The following is a 21433-nucleotide window of genomic DNA, read 5'->3' on the forward strand; positions in this document are numbered from 1 at the left end:
ATAATAATATAAAGGAATCTGGTTTTAACAACGGTCGGAAGAACTCCCTGTTCCATAGCCTCAATCTCCATCGTTGTCAGCCACTAATTTTAATGAAGCCTCAACTTGATGAACACTATTTAATTTTAAAGTGCTGCATGCGCTCCACTAGCTCCGCAACCATCATATTTAACGCTTCCGCTGAGGATGTAATTTCCTGCATGGATGCTAACTGCTCCTCTGAAGCGGCAGCTACGTTGGTCGAGTTTTTAGAGGCATCTTCAGCAATACGAGCTAATTCATCTACACTAGCAGCAATTTCCTGAGAGCTTGCGCTCATTTGTTCTGCCGCAGCGGATACCTCTTGAATTTGGTCATTGATATCGGCAACTTCATTCATGATTTCAGTAAATAATACGCCGCTATCTGTCACAGAAGCTACACCAATCTTTACCTGATTCACACCTTCATGCATAGCTTGAGAAGCTTCTTGCGTCTCTTCACGCACGGCGTAAACCAGTTCTGCTACTTCCTCTGTGGCCTTCTTACTTTGTTCAGCTAGCTTACGAACCTCCATCGCTACAACGGCAAAGCCTTTGCCTTGCTCGCCGACACGAGACGCCTCAATCGCTGCGTTTAAAGCAAGTAAGTGCGTTTGCTTGCTGATCCCTGAGATAAGGTCTATAACCCCACCAATTTGCTCTGAGCGGCGGCTAAGCCCCTCTACGAGTCTACCTGTATTAACGACAGATTGTTCAATATTCCCCATTTGCGTAACCGCAATGGTAATCTGCTCGTTCCCTTTTACAGTTTGATCCGCTACACCGTTAGCAGATTGAGATAGCTTTGAAGAGGAATCGGCAATCTTTTGTACCCCTGTTGCCATTTCCTCCATCGCGGTTACTGTATCTGTTGCGTATCGACTTTGTACCTCAGAACCCGCCGCTACCTCTTGGGCTGATTCCGCAATACTTTCAGATGCTTTGTTTGTCTCTTCTGCAGAATCTGACAATTGCTCAGCAGTCATATTAAGCGCAACCGTCAAATCCGCGATCATCTCGAACATTTCTCTTAATTTCTCGGTCATACTATTAAAATAAACCGCCATTTTTCCAAACTCATCTTTACCCTTGATTTCGAGCTTCTGTGTTAAATCTCCTTGGGCAATTAAACTAAGCTTGCTTACAAGCTGTTTCATATTACGTACAACCATACGATGAATGGCAAATGCTAAAATACCACTAAAGAGCACAACCGCTAACAAACCAATAGCAATTGAAATATTTCTACCATTAACTAATTCCTTCATCACCTCAGACTTAGGAATAACAATTTGAGTATGCCATTTCACTTCACTGCCCGGCAATGGGAAGGAATCAAAATAACGTTTTACGTCAATTCCTTTAGAATTCACTCCATCCGCTGCAACATATTCTCCAGCAGCAACCTTTTGCCACAACTGCTTTTTATCTTCGGTACTTCCATAAAATTTCCCAGTAGACGAAGGTTCATTTGGATTGGCAACGTAATTTCCCTTGTCAGTAATTAAAGCAATATAACCACCCATCGGTTTATATTTCGCCGCTTCACTTTCCAAATATTCTAGCGAAACATCAGTCCCTACAATCCCTAAGAATTCCCCTTTTTCATTTAAAATCGGAACCGTAATAGAGAGCATCTGCACATCTTTTCCATTTATAGGATAAATATAGGGATCCTTATAATATGTTTTCTTTGTTGTTTTTGGTGTTAAATAGTAGTCTCCTATACCTTCCTTTTCATAACCATCTAAAGGTCTAAACACAATCTTTTGTCCGTCACGTACAACGTAGGGTAGGAAGCGCCCAGTATCATTATCATAAGAAGTTTTGTTCACATTTTCTTTATCTTTTCCATCAAAAGCGTCAGGCTCCCATAATGTATACAATGAAATTATGTTGGTTCTTCCCTTTAATTCTTTATCTAGCATTTCAACAACTTGCTCTCTATCTACTCCATTTTGCTGATAACTAAGCATAGAACGAGAGAGTGTCTCCATCAAACTTTCAATCCCCGCGATTTGATTATTAAAATCCATAGTAAAGGTTTTTCCCGCGGAAATTGCTTCTGCTTCTGCCTTTTTCACACTAACATCATTCAACTTGTTAAGATTATAAGCAACTAATATTGAGCTAATGACAACAAATAATAGAATGGATAAGGAAATCAGTTTGGTTGCTAAAGATAAATTACGGAAAGATAAATTTCGGAACCACTTCATCTAGATGCACTCTCCAGTCAGGTTGGGATAAAAACTACTTAGGACTTGTATTTTTCACAAATTCGTAGACTTGGTTAAGCTTGTCCTCTGTTAATTCTCCGCTATTATCAAATACCAAAATTGAAGATGGAGGGATATCCCAATTTACTTCAGGTACAAACTGAACCCGTTGTTTAAAATCATCCCAATGCTCTAGCTTCCATGTATCTCGTTCTGTTTGACGATCAACGATACGTTGGCGCTGCAATTCCATGTCCTGCAAGGTTACTGCAATGACTTTGACATCTACTTCTTCTTTAGTCAGACCCGCAGCGGCAATAACATCCTCAATCCAGGTTTTATTTTTTAGCTCAGCCGTGAACGGGGAAATCATAAAAACATTTTGACCAGCCGCTAAATTTTCAATACAGATATCTTTTGTTGTATCGTATTCGAGATCACGTAAATGTTTTTTGTAAAATTCGGAATCACGATCATTCACGTCCAAACCATTCATTTCTAACATCTTCTCCACAAATCTGCCACCTACTGTATCACGATCCAAAAATGCCGCAGACATTCGGGTTGCAAGCGCACGAGCAACGGTTGTTTTACCTGTCCCAGCCACACCAACAAAAAATACTAGTTTAAGCATATGTACCCCCTATAGTTTATATTTCGGTAATAACTTTATTGTACTATCGCTTTACCTTGATTCCAACATATTAATTTCGTCTTATTTTTTACAATAGAGCAAGGCTTCTGCTTGAAATGTACTACCCGCTATGCCATAGTAAAGGAAGAAAACTCCGAAGGGATGATCTCCAAGGTGCCCTATCATATCCATGAACCTAATCTACTTAATCAAGAATTACCTATATTTCTAATTATCGTGGGTCTATTCTTATTTATCATGATCTATGGTATTACTAAGTATTTAGCTGCAAAAAGACTTCATAATCAGTATGAACGGATGAGTGACACATTATCCTTATATGTAGAAGTATGGGGCACAATAGCAGATGCAACGTCCGAGGCCACTTATGAACAGTTACATTTAGAAAAAAACAAAATATTAATCGCACTACATAAATGCAAGACCTCTCCCCATATTAAGCCTAATCTTCAGGGACAAATTGAACTATATATTCAAGAATCAAGCCAAACCAGGTTGTATATGGTCAAGCAAGCACTGGAGGATGAAATTGAGGTTTTGCGAAAAAAACGACAAAATCTCCTGAAGCAGATCGAGTCTCCGAGCTTTGGTCAATTATTATGGCAGACCACTGCCCCAGTTATTCCTTGCTTGTTTGCAATTATTTTATTTTTTGATTTGAATGTCCTCCTACTGCTCGTGCTGAACACGACATGGATGCACCTAGATTCAATAGAATTTGAAGCGTGGCTTAGCTGGATCGGGCTGAATATCGCTATTTTTGTAGCATATCCCTTATTTACAGCAAGGTTTCGTAAACTACGTCAAATTCTGTTGGCATTATTAATTTCGGGATTAGGCGTCTTAGGGACGATTATAGCTTTTACGTCACCCTACGTGGTTGGACTACAAATTATTCTTATTATGATTGGGTTAAGCATGACAGGGGAAAAACTGAGAAGAAAACGTCCCTTTGCAGGTATGACACAAGTTAGAGAGTTAGAAGAAAACCCGAAGCCATCACCTCATAGAGACGTTCATCCATCTCCATCAAGCAATAACTCCGAGCAAGAATAGCCTTATTGATTTTTAATGTTGTTAAGTTTAAAACCAAGTGGTGTACACCCAGACTAGCGCTGGTGCTAAAAACGAACCAACAATTGCACTTAATGTCATAGCCACAGAGCTAACAGACACAGTAGCAAGTCCATATTCATAACTCGTTGCGGTGCCAATTACGTGTGAGGCGGTGCCAATGCCAACCCCTCGTGCAACAAAATGATCAATCTTTAATACCTTCAATATGATGGAACCTAAAAATACACCTGTAAAACCTGCAATCATGACAAAAATAGCCGTTAGTGTCGGTATGCCCCCGAGGTCTTGCGAAATCGTTACAGCAACAGCGGTCGTAATTGACTTTGGCACTTGGGCATACAATATTTCTGCTGGGAAGTTAAACATTTGTGTAAAATAAATGCCGGTAATAATGCTACCGATTAAGCCTACAATTACACCTGTAATAATCGGTACAAAATTACGCACTAACGTTTCTCTTTGCTGGTATAGTGGGTAAGCTAGCGAAACCACCGCAGGGCCTAATAGCAAATTGATGAACTTCCCTCCTTGCATGTAGGTCGTATATGGAATTTCTAATGATACAAGGGTTACAACTAAAATAAAGGACACCGTAATAATCGGCATTAGAATAATATAATGAAATTTATTGTATACGCGGCTCATTATTAGGTACAAAACAACCGTAATAAGTACAATACTAGCGGCAATGATGGATTGTATAATCATGACTACATTACTTCTCCTTCGCTTAACACCTTTTTACTCCCCGCTTTTCCCTCCAGCTTCTCTCTACGTCTAACAACAAAATAACTGCTGGCGGCTGCAAAAGCTAACGTAATCATGGAGCTGACAACAACGATAGGAATAAGCATAAGTCCTTTACCGGTGAATAAATCTAAATAATTCATAATCCCTACAGTCGAGGGGATAAAAAAGATCGGCATATATTTTTGAAAAAAACCTGTCCCACTTTCAATCCATTGGGGTCGTATAACTCCAGTAAGTAAGCTAACAAAGAGGAGCAGCAAACCTAATATGCTCCCTGAGACAGGTAAATGTAAGCTATGCTGAATCGCATCCCCAACCCAATAAAAAGCATAAAAAATAGTTGACTGCAAAATTACTTTTATCCACTTCACTTCATGACGCTTCCTTTCATGCTGTCCTAGCATTCTATCTATATCCCTTAATATTAATTATTTAAAGCTTAAATTCGCCATCGTGATGGCTTGTCTGAACCTTGATTGAGCCTGTAAGTAATTTTGTAGCAGCTTCAACTCAGTTAGTTTTGTTTGAGGTTCCCGCTGTAGATGATGGCTCATCCTGAACATCCTTTAAATAATTAACAATGGCGTTCAATGCTTGGTCTAGCTTCGCTGTAGCTTCTATCATACTCTTTATTGATTTCTCTGCAAGCTCATTATCTAATATTTCTTCATCTACTTGCTCTTTATTGCTTAACCATTGATTATATTTTAGAACACTATCATGACTGCTAATATAAATCTTGTGCACTTCATTGTAACTTAACTCTCTTAAATTAAGATCATCAGCTTTATAATTCGTTATTAAGTCTGAAAATTTTGAAAATTGATATGATATTTCCTCTTGCGTAGCTTGAATAAAACGCCCTTGCTTTAAATAGATTTGCTGCTGCTCCTTAGCTTTATTTATTTTCATCATCACAAATTGTTTATTAAAGCGCTCATTTAAAACTTCATATTTTTGAAGTAAAGCCTTCATTTTTTCACCAAATTGCTTTCGCCTTATTTTTAAATCCTCTGGGTCTTCTGCTGTATCCTCAAATTTGGAGATATCATCCATTAGCCCCATAAGCTCGTCTATGGTTTGCGCTAAAGAAATCGTGGTTGTATCCAAAACATTAAAACGTGGCTGAGATGCCGCTGAGGCTACAATAAGGTTAATCATGTTATAATCTGCTTCCTTTATAACTGGAAGAGGTTGTTTCCCTTGTCCGTACCCTAAAAACGACTGATAAGCTTTAACATGACTATCATTAAATTGTTCCAGCCAATAACTAAATCGCGTGAATGCTGATCCTTTTTCCTCGGCTGAGATATCATTAAATACAGAGCTTGAAACACCCTGTTTGCTTTCATCCAGATTGGTCATAATTAGAACGAAACAAAGAAGTAAAACAATAAATATAAAAACCTTTTTCACTTCTAAATCACCCCATTACAACAAATTTTACAACCCAATTTTTCTAAAGGGGCTCCACTTAGAAGCAATTAATCTAGCATAATTCCCCCAGTTCTGACTGGCAGTGCCCTGTGGATCATTCTGCCAATTGTTTTCAGGGTCTGCATATACACTATTAAAGGTCGTCCCTATAACAAAGCTATTGATATAATCTTTACGATTCCACTTATAGTCATTGTAGTCATTCATGACAGTTATCACTCGATCTAGATAAGTTAAGCGTTCTAAATTAGTAAGCTTCTTTAGCGAGTAGGCAGCTCTAATCAAATAAGCCACCCATGTTAGATCATAAGCCGTAATCCCTATTCTCGGAGTACGATACAAATAATAACACACCACTTCTAATTCTATCTGTTCCGCTGACCCACTCGGAAATGAAGAAAGATAACGTTCTCGTTCAGCCTCCTCCATACAAGACAGCTTGCTATACATTTTTCCAAATACATGACGTGTCCCTTTACTTAAAAGCCAGTCCAGTCTATGATGGAGGCTCTCTTTATCTGTAATTTGCCATCTTAGCATTTCAGCCTCCAAGTCACGTACTCTTTTGAAGGCGAGTGCCGTATTTTGCTGATAATAGCTTGCTGTCTGACCCACAAACACAATGGAGCTCAGTACATCCTCATATGCTATGAGTTGCTTTATCTGTTTTCTATCAAAAGGAGCCATCAAGCGTTCATCCCCTTCTATTTATACAAACCTCTTATACATACCTCAGCCAACGCCATAAATTACGGATCTGATTAAATATAAACCAATACATCAGCACTAATATAACGATATAAGGGGACCATTTATACGCTAATTGCCTGAAATCCCCACGCAAATCAGCTTGTGTATCAATATAAAATTCACTAACAGGATGATCAAGCACATAGGAAGCATTGCGCTTTTCTCCATACCCCAAGCTTGCCCATGCTCCAAAAGCCTTATTTAAAATAGAACTAGCTAATAGCTTAGGTCTGCCTACTATTGTTACATTACTCGTATTGTTTATATTATTTATATTGTTTGTGATTACAAGGATAGATTCGTTGCCGACATAACCAATAAAAACATAACCCACCCCAGATTCAGGTAGCTCGTTCTGCTTTACCTGCTCCTTTGTTGGTTGGTTGGTTTGCTTCGTTGTATTCTCCTCTGCATCCACGAATTTTTCCATATTACCTTGATAAACTCGATTCAGTCCAATATATTTAAACTGCGAAACCTCCAGCTTCACCGTTTTATTTTGTTCAAATACCTGACTTAACTCAGACGTATTGCCTACAGGTTGAACGTGATGACGTACATCGTCATTACTACGAATATACTCCCAAGGTGACATGCCTAAGTCATTTTTAACCCCAACATAAACAAAGCTTTGCAGAAACACTGCTGCAATAATAACCAGCCATGCCAGCTTCAACCCTTTAATTAGTTCAAGCACACGTTGCCGAAATGTCATCCCCCTCCCTAAAAGACGAAGCAATTGCATTCTTTCCTTAGAATTTCCTTTGGGAAGTGCTTGAAGTTTACGTTCACGAATGATCGCAAGTCCAGTAATTGCCTCAATATCATTAGGCACTCGTAAAAGCATCAACTCACATATTTGTTCAGCTTGATCAAGTTGATCTAATTCTAAATGACATTGAAAGGCTAGTGCTAACGCGCCAGTATGGTCTGGTGTAAGACGCAAAACATGCTCAATAGCTTGTAAAGCTTCCGTCGCTTCATGGCAGTGATAGTTAAAATAAGCGCGATGTAGCCACATCTCTTGTATGTCTGGATACTTTACAGCTCCTTGTTGACTGATCTCTCGCCCCCATTGTAAATCTCCCGTCATTACACAATAAGTGCATATTAATTGGATTAAAGCAGGGTCATCTGCAAATTGCTCTTGCGCAGCAATCAGTGATGCTCTGGCATCCTCAAGCTCATGATTTAGGAGGGCGCTACACGCCACCTCTCGCATCTTTATAAAGGAGTCATATTCTAGCTCCTCCGCTTGAAGTAGCTCAGCATAGTTAAATAAACATTCTGGGGAACGTTGAATGACACGTTTATAAATTTGTGGATATCTTTCCTCAAAATCATTTGGGTTTTTATAATAGGTTCCAGTCCAATCAAAAGATTGATTCAATATGTCCCATATTTCAATGGGTAAATAATAATGCTCATTTAAAAAATATGATATTTCCTTAAAAAGTTTTTCACTTACTGAAATATTCCACATTACTTTATCCTGTAAAAGAACCAACCAGCATGCCTCATCAATGCGACGTGAAAAATCATCATAAAGGTTAGCGACCTTCTGTATAAATGCAGCTACAGCTTCATCTGGCGTAGCGAAATTTTGTGTCCTATTAAAATCTAACACAAGTTTAGGTGGTATATTGTTTTGCTTGTTGTGCGTTGGTTCAGTATATACAGAAGATGTATCATCAAATATATCTATTCTCTTTATCGGAGACTTTACTTGTTCAGAAGGCTTTGGCTGCTCTTCTAATTCAACTGTGTTACTCTGTAGTTGGCTTTGCTTCATCGCCCACTCATAGGCTTCACGTAACGCTTGATACCCTTGTGGATCCTCCTCAGGATGATACATTTTTAGTTTGGAAGCATATGCACGCTTAATCAACTTAACATCGCTGGTTGGCTCAATGCCTAGTCGCTCCCATTTATTCAACATCATCACCTCTTTAGCAAGTAAGTTCTCCATTTTCCCATAACAAAAAGCCTCTGCTACCATATTATACAAAAGGTCATTCCTCTTGTGGTGCAAAGGCTATAAATTTTTATATTTACATATTAAAAAATGATACAGGTTGGCGTCTGAATGGTGAGAGTGTGACCCGTTGGTGATAGCTCCCCTGTTACGAGATCACGCCGAAAGCTAACAATTTCATTACTATTTTGATTAGCAACTAATACATATTTCCCTTGGATTGCAAAATTACGAGGCCAGCTTCCAAGCACAGAATGCCATGTTGGTGAATGGAGTAAGCCAGTGTTTGGGTCTACATTATATTTAACGATACAATCTTCTCCCCGATTGGAGCCATACAGATAGGTTCCATCCTCTGAAACATGAATATCCGCCGCAATATTGTCAATGTGGCTACCTTCAGGTAAAGAGGAAAAGTGCTGTATTATCATTAAGGCGCCTGTATCTGCATTAAAATCGTATGCTGTGATCGTATTGTTAAGCTCATTTATACCATAGGCATAAGGTAGTTTAGGATGAAATACAAGATGGCGAGGTCCAGCTCCTGGGGGTAGCTTTACACGTCCAACCTCCGATAACAATCCTGCATCCACGCTGTATTGCACGATAACATCCATCCCAAGATCTGATACATACGCATACTGCTGAGTGGGGTCTAAAATTATTTGATGTGCATGTGCATCCCCTTGACGGTCAGGAACAACTTGACTTCCCCCCTGATGCTGAATTTGTGTAAGAAGCTGGTGGGGTTGACCCTTTTCATCTAATGCATAGCTATAAATGTGTGCACTAGAATAATGGACAACATAGACGATGCCCGCTTGACTTAAGGTGAGATGACAAGCGTCTTGTCCCTCCATCGGAAGGCGGCTTTTCAGGGATAATGCAGGTTGATTTTTTGTTAACTGAGAGGTTAATTGAGGCGTGGTTATGTCATAAGTATATAAAGCACTTGGCCCAGCCTCACTAACCGCATACAATTTATCCTTTTGTTGATTCAAAGCAATAAAGGAGGGGTTTTTAACACCACCCACACTGTTTACTTGCTGTAGCTTTCCCGTAACGGTATCAAGCGTACAAACATGAATTCCCTGCTCATCCTCTTGCGCATAAGTTCCCACATAAAAAGTAACCTGTCTCTCCAACATGTTCACTTCCCTCACTATTTTATAAATAGTAGCTTATTTAGCAGCATTAACGAAGTTTTCCTCTATAAGCTCCTTAAAATTATAATAACTCAATTTGATATGTTATAATATGTTCGCTACTGGATATATAAGTTTATTCATGCTGAACTTGAAGAAAGGAAGACGATATATGAGCCTTTTACATTCACCCTATTTTCCCGTTATTATGACCATTGTTGGTATTTTAATGGCAGTGTCCGCGATTATAATCCGATTAAAAGCAAGTCATCGCCCTGTCAATATAAAAAAAATAATTATGCCCCCTGTAGGAATGGCAACTGGATTTGCTATGTTCATAGCTCCTGAAATGCACATTCCCGTGTTGTGGGCGCTCATCGCTTTTTTAGTGGGGTGGTTTGTTTTTTCTTATCCTTTGATCCGCACTACACACTTTGAAGTAGAGGAAGGACATATTTATGCTAAGCGTTCCCCTCAATTTGCTTTTATTTTGATTGGACTATTAGTCATTCGTTTATTGCTACACGGTGTTGTTGAACAATATATTTCCGTCTTACAAACGGGATCGGTATTTTTTATTTTGGCCTTTGGTATGATTTTACGTTGGCGACTTTTTATGCTTCGCAAATTTACAGAAATGACGGGAACTACTTCCTATAGTCAATAATATGCATTCTATTTTACATGCTGCGGCTGCGATCCTGTGGACGTAATATTGCTGAACCTACAGTAAGCAGGATTAACGCCATCAACCCTAAAATGCTGAGTGGGATTACAATACTGTCGAGGGAATCCCCGGCAGACAATCCTTCAACAGCCTGTATTGCCCACTTTTGTGGTACAAAATTAGCTATACGTTGCATAAAATCAGGCATAAATGTGATTGGCCAAAAACAACCCCCTAACATACAAGTGGGAAAAATAATCAAATTGTTTAACATCCCTATATTTTGTGGATTACGTATAAAGCCTGCCACTGTACTCGCAATCCCCATCGTAACGAGCATAAATACACCTAAAATTAAAATGTGAGGCATGAGTGCAACTCCATATTCATAACCCATAACATAACGACTAACCAGCACAATAATAATAATTTGCGACAGTCCTACAAATGAGCTCCCTAAAAAGTTACCTACCGTAATTTGAAATGATGTCACCGGTGCGGTATATATTCTTGCCAAAGTGCGTTGACTGCGATCCTGAGCAATATGCAAAACTGTATTTGAGACTAACCCCATTAAAAACATTAATGTAAAACCTGTAACGAGTGATAATCCCTCTTTAGGATACAACTGTAAATCAAGTTTTTGCGTAGTGATCTTCGCAATTGAAATTTCACTCTGCGCTGCTATCGAATGTAGCATACTGATATTTTTATCTAGCTTTACTCTTGCCATATATGAATCTTGACTTGTAACCATTTCATAAACAGGGATGAGTGACTGTTGTCCCGCGAATAAAGCTTCAGTGAAGTTGTCAGGAATACTCATCCCCAAACCTGCTTTAAACCTCAGCAAGTTATCTTTCATGTCTGCTTCAGTCTGGAACTCTCTCATATCATAGTTCTCTATTTCAGCTAATTGCCTAATTAATAATTTGCTAGCTATACCATCTTGCTCATGATTAACATAAGCAATCGTAAACTTGGAATCTGGACCACCACCCACAAATCCTGCTAATACAGCAACCACAATACTCGGAAGAACAATTTGCAGTAAAAATCCTTTACGTGTACCAATCGTCCTTTTTACCATGTTCCATGCAATCGTTAAACTATTCATTATAACCCACCTTCCGATACACAATGACGCTAATAAGGAGGATCACTGCGCTGTAAATCCCTAATATTGAAATATGATGAACTATCTTAGTCATATCACCAGTCAACATCATATTCATAATGCCTTGCGAAGCATGATAATTCACCGTATATTCTCCTAATTTACTAATAAACTCATCATTGATTGGTCTAAATCCTCCACTAACAAAGGTCATAACGACGATAATGCTTTGGATAATAATACTTGTAGTTGCGCTTGATTTAACAAGTAAAGTAATAACGGTCGCCATTAGCATTGAAATGATAATAATAAGGAAGCAAATAATGACTAAGTAGAATGGGCGTGCTCCCCAATTCACACCATAAAGCCAATGTGTACCTAAAATAATGACGGTCGCCTGAATCATCGCCATGACGCTATTGCCTAATATTTTGCCCATAAAAATAGTAGTGGAGCTGACAGGCATTCCCTTTAGACGAGCTAAGGTTTTGTTTTTCTGCTCACTTTGCAAGCTAATACTTGCAGTCAGACCTGAATACAATAAAAACATCGTTAACATGGAGCAGGCATAGATCTGAAAGGATGAAAAGTTTATTCCCGTATCACTAATTGCTGTCATCTGCACAAAACTAGTATTTTTTTGATCAACTAGCGTTACATTTAATTGTTTTAAATAACCTTCAATCATGAACATACCAATCTCATTTTTAGTACTATCTTTTCCTTCGATAATTTCCCATACCACCTTATCTCCGCTTTGAACTGATTCAAAAAGCTGAGCGGGGATAATGATCGCTAGATCAATTTTTTGCTCCTTAAGCTGCGCAATCGCATCCTCTTTATTGTTACCTTGAACAATATGTAGCTGGTCTTTCACATCGGAACTAGCTATAAATTGATTCCAACCTATTTTTTCCAAGTCATCACTACCACTATGATTGATTAACATAATCGAAATAGGATCAACATGGGGTTTTTCGGTTGTAGTATAAAGACTAGACAATGCACTTCCTATAATAAAAATTAGAAGCATTGGTAATAGGAACTGATTGAGCAAAACAGTACGTGTACGTGTTAATCGTTTTAATTCAAACCATGTAATCGTCCATAAGTTCACCATAATCACCTCAATTAGTCCCGTAAGTTACGACCGGTCAAATTTAAAAATAACGTTTCAAGCGTAGGCTGCTCACAAGACACAGAATGAATGGTTGCTTCATGCTTTGCACATATAAACAAAATGTCCTGTAAGTGCGCCTGTGAGGATTTTGTATATATATTAAGCTCTTCCTCGTGAGACTCTAGCTTTAAAATTTGCGGATGTGTTTTTAACTCCTGTAGCATTTGTGCAGTAATCCCTGTCAGCTTCATCACAATCTTTTCATGATCCGCAACGCGACTCTGTAGTTCTGCCTGTGTTCCACTAGCGATAACATGGCCTTGATCTACTATCGCCACCCGATCACAAATGGCTGAAACCTCCTCCATATAGTGACTTGTATAAATAATCGTTGAGCCCATTTCATTTAATGCCCGAACCGATTCTAAAATATGATTTCTTGATTGTGGATCAATTCCCACCGTTGGTTCATCCATAATGATCAGCTTTGGACGATGCATGATCGCACAAGCAATGTTTAATCTTCGTTTCATTCCGCCTGAGAAGGTGTGCGGTAATTCCTTCCCTCGATCTTCTAGCCCTACAAAAGCCAATGCCTCATGAACACGTTCTTTAAGCATTGCCCCTCGTAATCCATACAGCTTTCCAAAAAAGGAAACATTATCGTATGCACTCATATTTTCATATACTGCAATGTCCTGTGGGACTAAGCCGATGCTGCGCTTAACCTCCATCGGATTTTTTTGTATAGATAAGCCATCGATTTGTATTTCTCCTTGATCTGGCTCTAACAGTCCAACAATCATATTAATCGTTGTGCTTTTTCCTGCTCCATTCGGCCCTAACAATCCAAAAATTTCACCTTGTCCAATACTAAGATTCAGATGGTCTACGGACACTTTATTTCCATATCGCTTTACTACTTGATTGACCTTCACAAATGACATTGTCATAACCCCCGTTAACATTTAGTAAGTTGATTGTAGCAAATCCTATTTGCGCTGAAAGCTCTCTTTTGTCATGAATGTAAGATGACTTTAGTCACCTCATTTCCAAGAACGAGTTGTGCTATAATGAGGCAGACCTAAATTAGTGGATGTCAATAATGTAGGTGGAGGGCTAAGGAACAAAGGTTCTTTCGATCGCTCTTAAAACCAGATTCCTGATATTAATATCCTTAATGTTGAAATCCGGTTTTAAATACGAACGTTTCACTTCTCCAGAATCCTTTGTCCCTACGCAAGTTGCAGGTTTATTGTCATCCACTAATTATTAAAAAAAAGTAGTTTTCTCGATTTTATAAGGAATTAGGGATAGATCATGATAAAAACTAGTGTGTTGTATATGCTCAAATTCATTTTTGTATTTGTTACACTATTTTTAGGTATTTTTCAAATTTCTGCACCAAATCAAGGCATGTATATGATCCATATCCTTCTTTATATTGCCTTTGTTGTAGTTGGACATTTACGTTATAAGCAAGCTACACTTCTTTTATTTTCATTAATGGAAATCGGAATAACGACTTGGCTTGTTGAGCAATATGGTCTATCAATTGTCCTGCTGGTGCTTGCGCCCGTATTTAGTTATGTACCTTCAAATATACCGCGTGTTCAGCAAGTTATCGTTACGGGGATTCATCTGCTTGCAGTAAACTATGTACTTTGGAATAAATCCTTTCTTTTCATTATTAATATTGTGATTTTGTTGTTCATTGCAGTAGTTGCCATTTTGGACTATTACTATAAAGAACTGAAGGGGCTTTATCAGCATTATGATTATCTTAAAGAGCAGCATTTTGAATTAAACGATAGTAAAGAACAGATACTTCAATTTGCAAAACAGGTCGAGGATGTAGCCCAAGCAGGAGAGCGTAGCCGAATCTCTCAGCAGCTCCACGACCAGCTTGGTCACCGACTGATACGTATCAAAATGATGGCAGATGCAGCGCTACAAATCATGCCAACACAGCCTGATAAGGCGGTAGGCCTGTTCCAGCAGGTAAGGGATCAGCTATCCACAGGTCTAGATGAGATGAGATCAACCGTACGTGGTTTACGTCCTTTTAGTCATGCCAATCTCATTCAGTCCTTGCGTAATTTATTAGAGGAGGTTGGGAGAGAGTCAGGTGTACAGACCTCTCTTAATGTGGAAGGTACTCCTACTTCTTTATATCCGAGTCAGGATTTAATTTTTTATCGAAATGCTCAGGAGGCATTAACTAACGCACTAAAGCATGGGCAACCAAGTGAGGTTAAAATTGTAATTGTTTATCAACAACAGTGTGTTGTAATGAGTGTGATGAATGACGGTCTTATCCCTAGCCAGTTTGATGAGAATCATCCTACAACATTGAGAGGGTTAGGCGTATTAGGAATGAAAGAACGATGCCAGCTTGCTGGAGGGTCTTTAAGCTTCAAGCTTGGTCCGCATTTTACAGTTATAACCACTTTACCTATTCATAAATTGCCAGAAGGAAACTAAGGAGCGTAGCTATGTCACAAATTAATGTATTCATCGTTGACGATGATCCATTCATTAGAGAAAGTCTTACTTTATTACTTGGAATGGATTCAGAGATTACGATTGTAGGTACTGGAAGCAATGGGGACGATGCTGTAGAAGCGATCTCGATACTACCTGAACTCCCTGATGTCGTCTTAATGGACATTCGTATGCCAATCTGTGATGGTGTGGAAGGGACATTAAAGGTAAAAGCACTAAATGAAAATATTAGCGTACTTATACTCACAACATTTGATGATGATGAATTTATTATTGAAGCGTTGCGTAATGGAGCAAGTGGTTATTTACTCAAAAACATTCCACCTGATCGTATTATCCAAGGGATCAAGACAGTAAATGGTGGTAGCATGCTCATTCATCCTGATATTGCTCGCAAGCTATCCGGACTGTTACGTCCCTCCTCCCCAGTAAAGCATCAACACGACTGGGCAAAGGAGTTAACGGCTGCGGAGTTTAATATCGTCAAGCTTATCGCTGAAGGCATGTCCAATAAAGAAATTGCAAGTAAACTATTTTTAAGTGAAGGCACCGTCAAAAATTATATTACAGATATTTTAAGCAAACTGGGTGTACGGGATCGGACACAAATTGCAATTATGTATTTAAAAATGAAATGAAGCTAGGACATATAAAATACTTACTGATGGCGGTGGCAGACGCTACGAAACAGAGAGTTCCTACGATCGCTGTTAAAGCCCAATTTTTTTCATAATATTTTAGAGGTCAGAATTGGTCTTTAAAGACGATCTTGGAAATCTCTCTGTCCCTCCGCTACACTCTGCATTTTGATAAAAGTATTTTTTAAAACTAAGCAACGATTCATTATAAAAAAGCAGCCCAAGTAAGGAATAACCTTAGCTTTGGACTGCTCATTTTATAAAAAATTATGTTATTGATCTATCTTGACGCCTTTAGGTAGCGATTTTTGATCAGCGTTGGTGTTAACTAATTGAGGTAACAGCTTTGTTCCTTTGACCATAGTAGACGAACAAAGTGGACATTCAGGTGTGTAGTCAAATGTAAAGTTATCTCTCATCCATCCATTACAATCATCGTTGCTGCAAGACCAAATTTCAGTGTTTTCCTCAGGAATTTCTTCTAACGGTTTCTTACGGTAATTCATCTTTATCCCCCTATTCAGGTATTGATAAACCCCACAAAACAATTAAAAACGGTGTTCATCGCTCAATTTAAAAGTGCGACAACCGTTTCACATAGAAATTATATGCAATCCAAAAGGAAATTATTCCTCGACTTTTTGCTGCAAACTGTAGTGTCTAGGTCTTAAATAAAAACTGCTCCCAACTTGCGTCAAGAGCAGTCTAATGTTTTATTACAATTTTACAACGTTTTCGGCTTGTGGTCCACGGTTGCCTTGAACAACATTGAATTGTACACGTTGTCCTTCGTCAAGAGTTTTGAAACCTTCGCCAGTGATTGCGCTGAAATGTACGAATACATCGTTTCCGCCTTCAACTTCGATAAAACCAAAGCCTTTCTCAGCGTTAAACCATTTAACTGTTCCTGTTTCCATGAGGGTACCTCCTAAAAAATATTAACATGATCCTTTTTTAAAAATATAAGAAAATTCCTTTTCTTATACCGCTCGTAAAAAACAATACCTATAAGCTTTAAACCAATAGGACGTTTCCACTACTATAAAAAAATTCACATATTGAAAAAAGCTCCATTACTAAGAGTGTAACTCTTTTCAATGTGTGAATACGCTTTTACCTTATTATAGCCTCCCCCACAATAAAAAGCAAATGCTGAGCGTAAAATAAAAAAATAAAAATTTTACAATTTTATTTGACATATCAAAATTACCAGCTAGACAGAACATCGCATTCACACTATAATGGCAATGTAATCCGCAGTTTATAGTCAGGGGTGCTGGAATTGGCCGGCTGAGAGTGTATCCCGTATGAAGATACTGACCCTTAAACCTGATCTGGGTAATGCCAGCGTAGGAAGTTGTTAAATTATGGATGTTAATTTATTACTTCATACCTACCGCACCCTTAGATAAGGGTGCTTTTTTTCGGCAAAAATAGATAACTATGCGGAAATCACACAAACGAAGGAGCGAAAGCATCAGTGCGCAAAAGAATATCTTTACTGCTTATTGGTTGTCTAGTTTTTGTATTAGCAGCATGCAATTCAGCAACCAAGCCAACAAATGAAGGTTCTGGGCAATCTAATGGTAGTGCTACACTCGAACCAGTTAAGGTTGTATTGGACTGGAGCCCTAACACGAATCATACTGGGTTATATGTAGCTAAGGAGCAAGGTTACTATAAGGAAGAAGGTCTAGATGTAGAGATTGTTTTACCAGGTTCAGGTGGATCTGATGCTATGGTCGCTTCAAATGAGGTGCCTTTTGGGGTTAGCATTCAAGAAAATGTAACTCAAGGGCGTACTCAAGGTGTTCCATTAGTGTCACTCGCAGCCGTTATTCAGCATAACACCTCAGGTTTTGCTGCACCCGTTGCCAAGGGGATTAAATCTCCTAAGGATTTTGAAGGTAAAACTTATGGTGGCTGGGGTTCTCCTGTTGAAGAAGCTGTTATGAAAACGATTATGGATCTAGATCAAGGCGATGTGAAAAAGGTTAATATTGTGAGCATTGGTGAAGCAGATTATTTTACCGCAGTAAAAAGAGATATTGATTTCGCTTGGATTTTTTATGCTTGGACAGGCATTGAAGCAGAGCTACGCGGGGAAGCTTTGAACATGTTATATGTTAAAGATTATTCGCCAAGTCTAGATTACTACACACCAGTCATTGTTAGTAATGAAGCAACCATCAAAAATGACCCTGATCTGGTAAAAGCCTTTATGAGAGCAACTACAAAAGGATATGAATATGCAATCAAGCATCCAGATGAATCCGCGGCAATGCTACTAAAGGCAGTTCCTGACTTAGATGAAAAACTAGTTAAGGCAAGTCAAAAATGGCTAAGTCCTAAGTACCAAGATGATGCACCTCGTTGGGGTGAGCAAAAACGTGAGGTATGGCAAAATTACTCCGATTGGATGTTTGAAAGAGGTTTGTTAGATAAAAAGCTAGATACAGATCAAGCCTTTACAAATGATTTTTTACCTCAAAAATAAGCAGTCTAAAAATCAATATACTTTTGACATAAAGAGAGGATGTATTGACTCATGGCTAACGCATTATTAAGTATTCAGGTTATTCCAAAAACTCCAGGTGGTGCAGATGTAATCCCTTATGTGGATGAAGCAATTAAAGTGATTCAAAACTCTGGTGTCAAATATCAGGTAAGTCCGCTTGAAACTACAATGGAGGGCGAATTATCAGAGCTTCTTCAAATCGTAGCTAAAATGAATGAAGCTTTAATTGCCTTTGGCAGCAATAGTGTCATTTCTCAAGTGAAAATTTTGTACAATCCTAAAGGCGCAAGCATGGATAAGCTAACGGAGAAATACCGTCCATGAAAGCTTCGCAATTTATGAAAAATATTTGGCCGCCCATCGTGGCGGTCCTCTTGTTTATTATAGCGTGGGAGCTTGCTACTGATTTTTTTCAAATCGAGAAATGGATTTTGCCAAGTCCAACCGATATTATGAAGGAAGCACGTACTGGCGCATACAGTCTTTGGCAGCATACACAAGCTACGCTGGAGCTTATGCTTATCGGCTTTGTAATAGGAACAGCTTTTGGTTTACTTGTTGCATTTTTATTGGATTATATTCCTTTTTTGAAAGCAAGCGTTTATCCGTTAATCATTTTAAGTCAAAATATTCCGAGTATCGCCTTAGCCCCTTTACTTATGATTTGGTTTGGCTTTGGTATTTTGCCTAAAATTATCATTATTACACTCGTATGTTTTTTCCCTGTTACTGTTGCTGCTTTAGATGGTCTCCATCGCACTGATCCGATCATGCTAAACTACATGAAAATGATTGGGGCATCCAAGGCTGATATTTTTCGTAAGTTAAAAATCCCATTTGCACTACCAATGATTTTTTCGGGCATTAAAATTGCGGCTACGTATAGTGTGATGGGGGCTGTAGTGGCAGAATGGATCGGAGCTAATAAAGGAATCGGATATTATTTATTGCTACAAAAGTCATCTTTTCGTACAGATCGTATTTTTGTAGGCATTTGTATTATCGTTCTCATCAGTTTAGCCATGTTTGCACTTATAAGCTTATTGGAAAAATGGATCATTCGTTATAAACCACAAGAACACAAATAGGATGAAGGCGACTAATTATGCATATAACAAATCACAGTAATTCTCATAGCGAGGTTTCCCCTTTGCTACAAATTAATCATGTACACAAAAGCTTTAAGCAAGGCAAGCAAAAGCTCCATGTGCTTAATGACATTAGTTTAAGCGTGTCAGTGGGAGAATTCGTATCCATCATCGGACCTTCAGGTTGTGGTAAAAGTACATTGTTTCATCTCATTGGTGGCTTAATGCCTGTAGAAGAAGGGGAAATTAAACTTCAAGGGAAAACAATCAATGGGGAACGAGGCCATATTAGCTATATTCCACAGCAGTCCGCGTTGTTTCCATGGCGAAATATATTAGATAACTTATTGTTGGCGCAAGAAATCGCTGGGACTACAGGTCCAAATTCGAAGCAGGAAGCGCTTGACTGGCTGGATAAAGCTGGGATGGCTGGCTTTGAAAAAGCTTATCCGCATATGTTATCTGGTGGTATGCAGCAGCGTATATCCTTTTTAAGAGGGATGTTGGCCCCACAGGAAATCATGTGTCTAGATGAGCCCTTTAGCTCATTAGATGCTTTAACTAGGGCGGATATGCAACGTTGGTTGTTGGACATATGGGAATCGCATCAGCGTTCTGTCCTGATGATTACACATAGTATTGATGAAGCTTTAATGTTATCTGACAAAATTTATTTGTTATCCAATCGACCTGCAAGTGTACTTCAGGTTATCGATGTCCCATTTGGGCGTCCTAGACAAGAGGAGCTAGAAACGAATCCTTTATTTTTACAATTAAAACAGGAAATATCTCATTGGATGAGACAAGAACAACAGCAGATCAAAAAATAATAAAGGAAGGTCCCCACTTTATGACAAAATATAAAGTGGGGACCTTCCTTTTATTTTAGACTAATCTCTCGAATAGATATTTAGCGTTTGGTCGGTTAAGGTCATAAAAGCATGTACAACTTCAGTATCAAACTGCTTGCCCGCATGTCTCAGAAGCTCTAGCTTCGCTTCAGCTGGGGTTAGCTTCGTTCCATATGGACGATCTGACAGCATACTATCAAATGCATCTATTACACTACAGATTCTAGCAAACCAAGGTATATCTTCTCCCTGTAGTCCAGCGGGATAACCCGAACCATCCCATCGCTCATGATGATAATGAACAATATTGATGATTTCTTCATCAAAACCGGTTTGTTCCTCCATGATTTCGGCACCAAGCAATGGGTGCAACTTAATAATATTCCACTGCTCCTTACTTAACGGTTGAGTTTGCATAATTAAATCCCGAGGAATCATCGTTTTGCCAATATCATGTAAAAAACAACCTCGAATTAGCTTTCTCTTATCTTCCTCACTTAATCCAAGCGGTTCAGCAATTTTCTCAGCAAGTATAGCCACTCGAATACAGTGCTGATATGTTTCGGCATGCTTTTGGCGCAGCATATTCACCCAATGCTCTGCATCTGGCTCTTTATTTAGATACAATTGTGTTATATCTTTGGTTGGAACCATCACGTGTTTGCCTCCCAGACCTAGTTATTATTTCTACTATGGTGCATTGCTTAAAGCAATTCTCTTAATATCCTGTACTATATAGCGACAAAATACGATGTCACCTTCATTATGTATAGGACAAAAGTATGCGGGTATAACTACAATTAGACACTATTGTGCTATATATTTTATAAGCATCAGCATAGTATATTTATGCAGACTATACCTAAGTAGTAGACCCTTTGTCGTACAATAACAATTATGC

Annotated in this window: 22 protein-coding genes and 1 riboswitch; of the genes, 8 read left to right on the plus strand and 14 right to left on the minus strand. The window is 38.7% G+C overall.

Annotated features, from left to right (window positions below; translation table 11 throughout):
* Positions 1-115: 115 nt before the first annotated feature.
* Both ABE099_RS13425 and ABE099_RS13430 read right to left on the minus strand, forming a co-directional pair.
* Positions 116-2239 carry a methyl-accepting chemotaxis protein gene (locus tag ABE099_RS13425; protein WP_430031506.1) on the minus strand — a complete coding sequence of 708 codons (2124 nt, stop codon included), beginning with the start codon at positions 2237-2239 and terminating at the stop codon, positions 116-118.
* Between the two features lie 34 nt (positions 2240-2273).
* Entirely contained in the window at positions 2274-2873 is a 600-nt protein-coding gene (locus tag ABE099_RS13430; RefSeq protein ID WP_430031509.1) for an AAA family ATPase, read from the minus strand.
* Between the two features lie 111 nt (positions 2874-2984).
* Here ABE099_RS13430 and ABE099_RS13435 point away from each other — a divergent pair, with 111 nt between their 5' ends.
* Complete coding sequence (locus ABE099_RS13435; RefSeq protein WP_430031512.1) at positions 2985-3950, plus strand: hypothetical protein; 966 nt, start codon at positions 2985-2987, stop codon at positions 3948-3950.
* Between the two features lie 27 nt (positions 3951-3977).
* Here the strand turns inward: ABE099_RS13435 and ABE099_RS13440 are convergent, their stop codons facing one another.
* The 6 genes from ABE099_RS13440 to ABE099_RS13465 all read right to left on the minus strand — a co-directional run bounded on the left by ABE099_RS13440 (position 3978) and on the right by ABE099_RS13465 (position 10031).
* A complete protein-coding gene (locus ABE099_RS13440; RefSeq protein ID WP_245251566.1) occupies positions 3978-4679 on the minus strand; it encodes an LrgB family protein in 702 nt (233 codons plus the stop codon).
* A gap of 2 nt (positions 4680-4681) precedes the next feature.
* A complete protein-coding gene (locus ABE099_RS13445; RefSeq protein WP_430031514.1) occupies positions 4682-5092 on the minus strand; it encodes a CidA/LrgA family protein in 411 nt (136 codons plus the stop codon).
* Between the two features lie 139 nt (positions 5093-5231).
* Positions 5232-6137, minus strand: a complete 906-nt coding sequence (locus ABE099_RS13450) for a hypothetical protein (protein ID WP_430031517.1) — start codon at positions 6135-6137, stop codon at positions 5232-5234.
* 27 nt (positions 6138-6164) lie between these two features.
* Positions 6165-6845 (minus strand): DUF1266 domain-containing protein, encoded by a 681-nt coding sequence (locus ABE099_RS13455; protein WP_430031520.1) that lies wholly within the window; start codon positions 6843-6845, stop codon positions 6165-6167.
* A 34-nt stretch (positions 6846-6879) separates the two neighbouring features.
* Positions 6880-8907 carry a tetratricopeptide repeat protein gene (locus ABE099_RS13460; protein WP_430031590.1) on the minus strand — a complete coding sequence of 676 codons (2028 nt, stop codon included), beginning with the start codon at positions 8905-8907 and terminating at the stop codon, positions 6880-6882.
* A 59-nt stretch (positions 8908-8966) separates the two neighbouring features.
* Positions 8967-10031 carry a lactonase family protein gene (locus ABE099_RS13465; protein WP_430031523.1) on the minus strand — a complete coding sequence of 355 codons (1065 nt, stop codon included), beginning with the start codon at positions 10029-10031 and terminating at the stop codon, positions 8967-8969.
* Positions 10032-10200: 169 nt separating this feature from the next.
* Here ABE099_RS13465 and ABE099_RS13470 point away from each other — a divergent pair, with 169 nt between their 5' ends.
* Positions 10201-10695, plus strand: a complete 495-nt coding sequence (locus ABE099_RS13470) for a CcdC family protein (RefSeq protein ID WP_430031526.1) — start codon at positions 10201-10203, stop codon at positions 10693-10695.
* A 13-nt stretch (positions 10696-10708) separates the two neighbouring features.
* Here ABE099_RS13470 and ABE099_RS13475 read toward each other — a convergent pair whose 3' ends face one another.
* Genes ABE099_RS13475 through ABE099_RS13485 form a run of 3 tightly spaced genes read right to left on the minus strand, consistent with a single transcriptional unit; the run spans position 10709 to position 13879 of the window.
* Positions 10709-11812 carry an ABC transporter permease gene (locus ABE099_RS13475; protein ID WP_430031529.1) on the minus strand — a complete coding sequence of 368 codons (1104 nt, stop codon included), beginning with the start codon at positions 11810-11812 and terminating at the stop codon, positions 10709-10711.
* Positions 11805-12932: an ABC transporter permease gene (locus tag ABE099_RS13480; protein ID WP_430031532.1), complete on the minus strand. Its 1128-nt coding sequence runs from the start codon at positions 12930-12932 to the stop codon at positions 11805-11807. The genes ABE099_RS13475 and ABE099_RS13480 overlap by 8 nt, the downstream gene beginning before the upstream one ends.
* 11 nt (positions 12933-12943) lie before the next feature.
* Positions 12944-13879 carry an ABC transporter ATP-binding protein gene (locus tag ABE099_RS13485; protein ID WP_430031535.1) on the minus strand — a complete coding sequence of 312 codons (936 nt, stop codon included), beginning with the start codon at positions 13877-13879 and terminating at the stop codon, positions 12944-12946.
* A gap of 373 nt (positions 13880-14252) precedes the next feature.
* Here ABE099_RS13485 and ABE099_RS13490 point away from each other — a divergent pair, with 373 nt between their 5' ends.
* Positions 14253-15416 (plus strand): sensor histidine kinase, encoded by a 1164-nt coding sequence (locus ABE099_RS13490; protein WP_430031538.1) that lies wholly within the window; start codon positions 14253-14255, stop codon positions 15414-15416.
* 11 nt (positions 15417-15427) lie between these two features.
* Entirely contained in the window at positions 15428-16075 is a 648-nt protein-coding gene (locus ABE099_RS13495; protein ID WP_430031542.1) for a response regulator, read from the plus strand.
* Positions 16076-16347: 272 nt separating this feature from the next.
* On the opposite strand, the gene ABE099_RS13500 is transcribed toward ABE099_RS13495, so the two are convergent.
* Both ABE099_RS13500 and ABE099_RS13505 read right to left on the minus strand, forming a co-directional pair.
* Entirely contained in the window at positions 16348-16581 is a 234-nt protein-coding gene (locus tag ABE099_RS13500; protein WP_210090432.1) for a cold-shock protein, read from the minus strand.
* A 210-nt stretch (positions 16582-16791) separates the two neighbouring features.
* A complete protein-coding gene (locus ABE099_RS13505) occupies positions 16792-16992 on the minus strand; it encodes a cold-shock protein (RefSeq protein ID WP_009223993.1) in 201 nt (66 codons plus the stop codon).
* A gap of 342 nt (positions 16993-17334) precedes the next feature.
* Positions 17335-17448: riboswitch (TPP riboswitch) on the plus strand.
* 107 nt (positions 17449-17555) lie between these two features.
* Here ABE099_RS13505 and ABE099_RS13510 point away from each other — a divergent pair.
* Genes ABE099_RS13510 through ABE099_RS13525 form a run of 4 tightly spaced genes read left to right on the plus strand, consistent with a single transcriptional unit; the run spans position 17556 to position 20511 of the window.
* Positions 17556-18572, plus strand: a complete 1017-nt coding sequence (locus ABE099_RS13510) for an ABC transporter substrate-binding protein (RefSeq protein WP_430031546.1) — start codon at positions 17556-17558, stop codon at positions 18570-18572.
* Between the two features lie 51 nt (positions 18573-18623).
* A complete protein-coding gene (locus ABE099_RS13515; protein WP_430031549.1) occupies positions 18624-18917 on the plus strand; it encodes a thiamine-binding protein in 294 nt (97 codons plus the stop codon).
* A gap of 14 nt (positions 18918-18931) precedes the next feature.
* Entirely contained in the window at positions 18932-19681 is a 750-nt protein-coding gene (locus ABE099_RS13520; protein ID WP_430031552.1) for an ABC transporter permease, read from the plus strand.
* Between the two features lie 17 nt (positions 19682-19698).
* A complete protein-coding gene (locus ABE099_RS13525; RefSeq protein WP_430031555.1) occupies positions 19699-20511 on the plus strand; it encodes an ABC transporter ATP-binding protein in 813 nt (270 codons plus the stop codon).
* 60 nt (positions 20512-20571) lie between these two features.
* Here the strand turns inward: ABE099_RS13525 and ABE099_RS13530 are convergent, their stop codons facing one another.
* The gene (locus tag ABE099_RS13530) at positions 20572-21186 is read right to left on the minus strand and encodes an HD-GYP domain-containing protein (RefSeq protein WP_430031558.1); all 615 of its coding nucleotides are present in this window, start codon (positions 21184-21186) and stop codon (positions 20572-20574) included.
* Positions 21187-21433 lie beyond the last annotated feature (247 nt).

It is taken from the genome of Paenibacillus turicensis (assembly GCF_050461185.1).
In the GTDB taxonomy this organism is placed as follows: domain Bacteria; phylum Bacillota; class Bacilli; order Paenibacillales; family Paenibacillaceae; genus Fontibacillus; species Fontibacillus turicensis_A.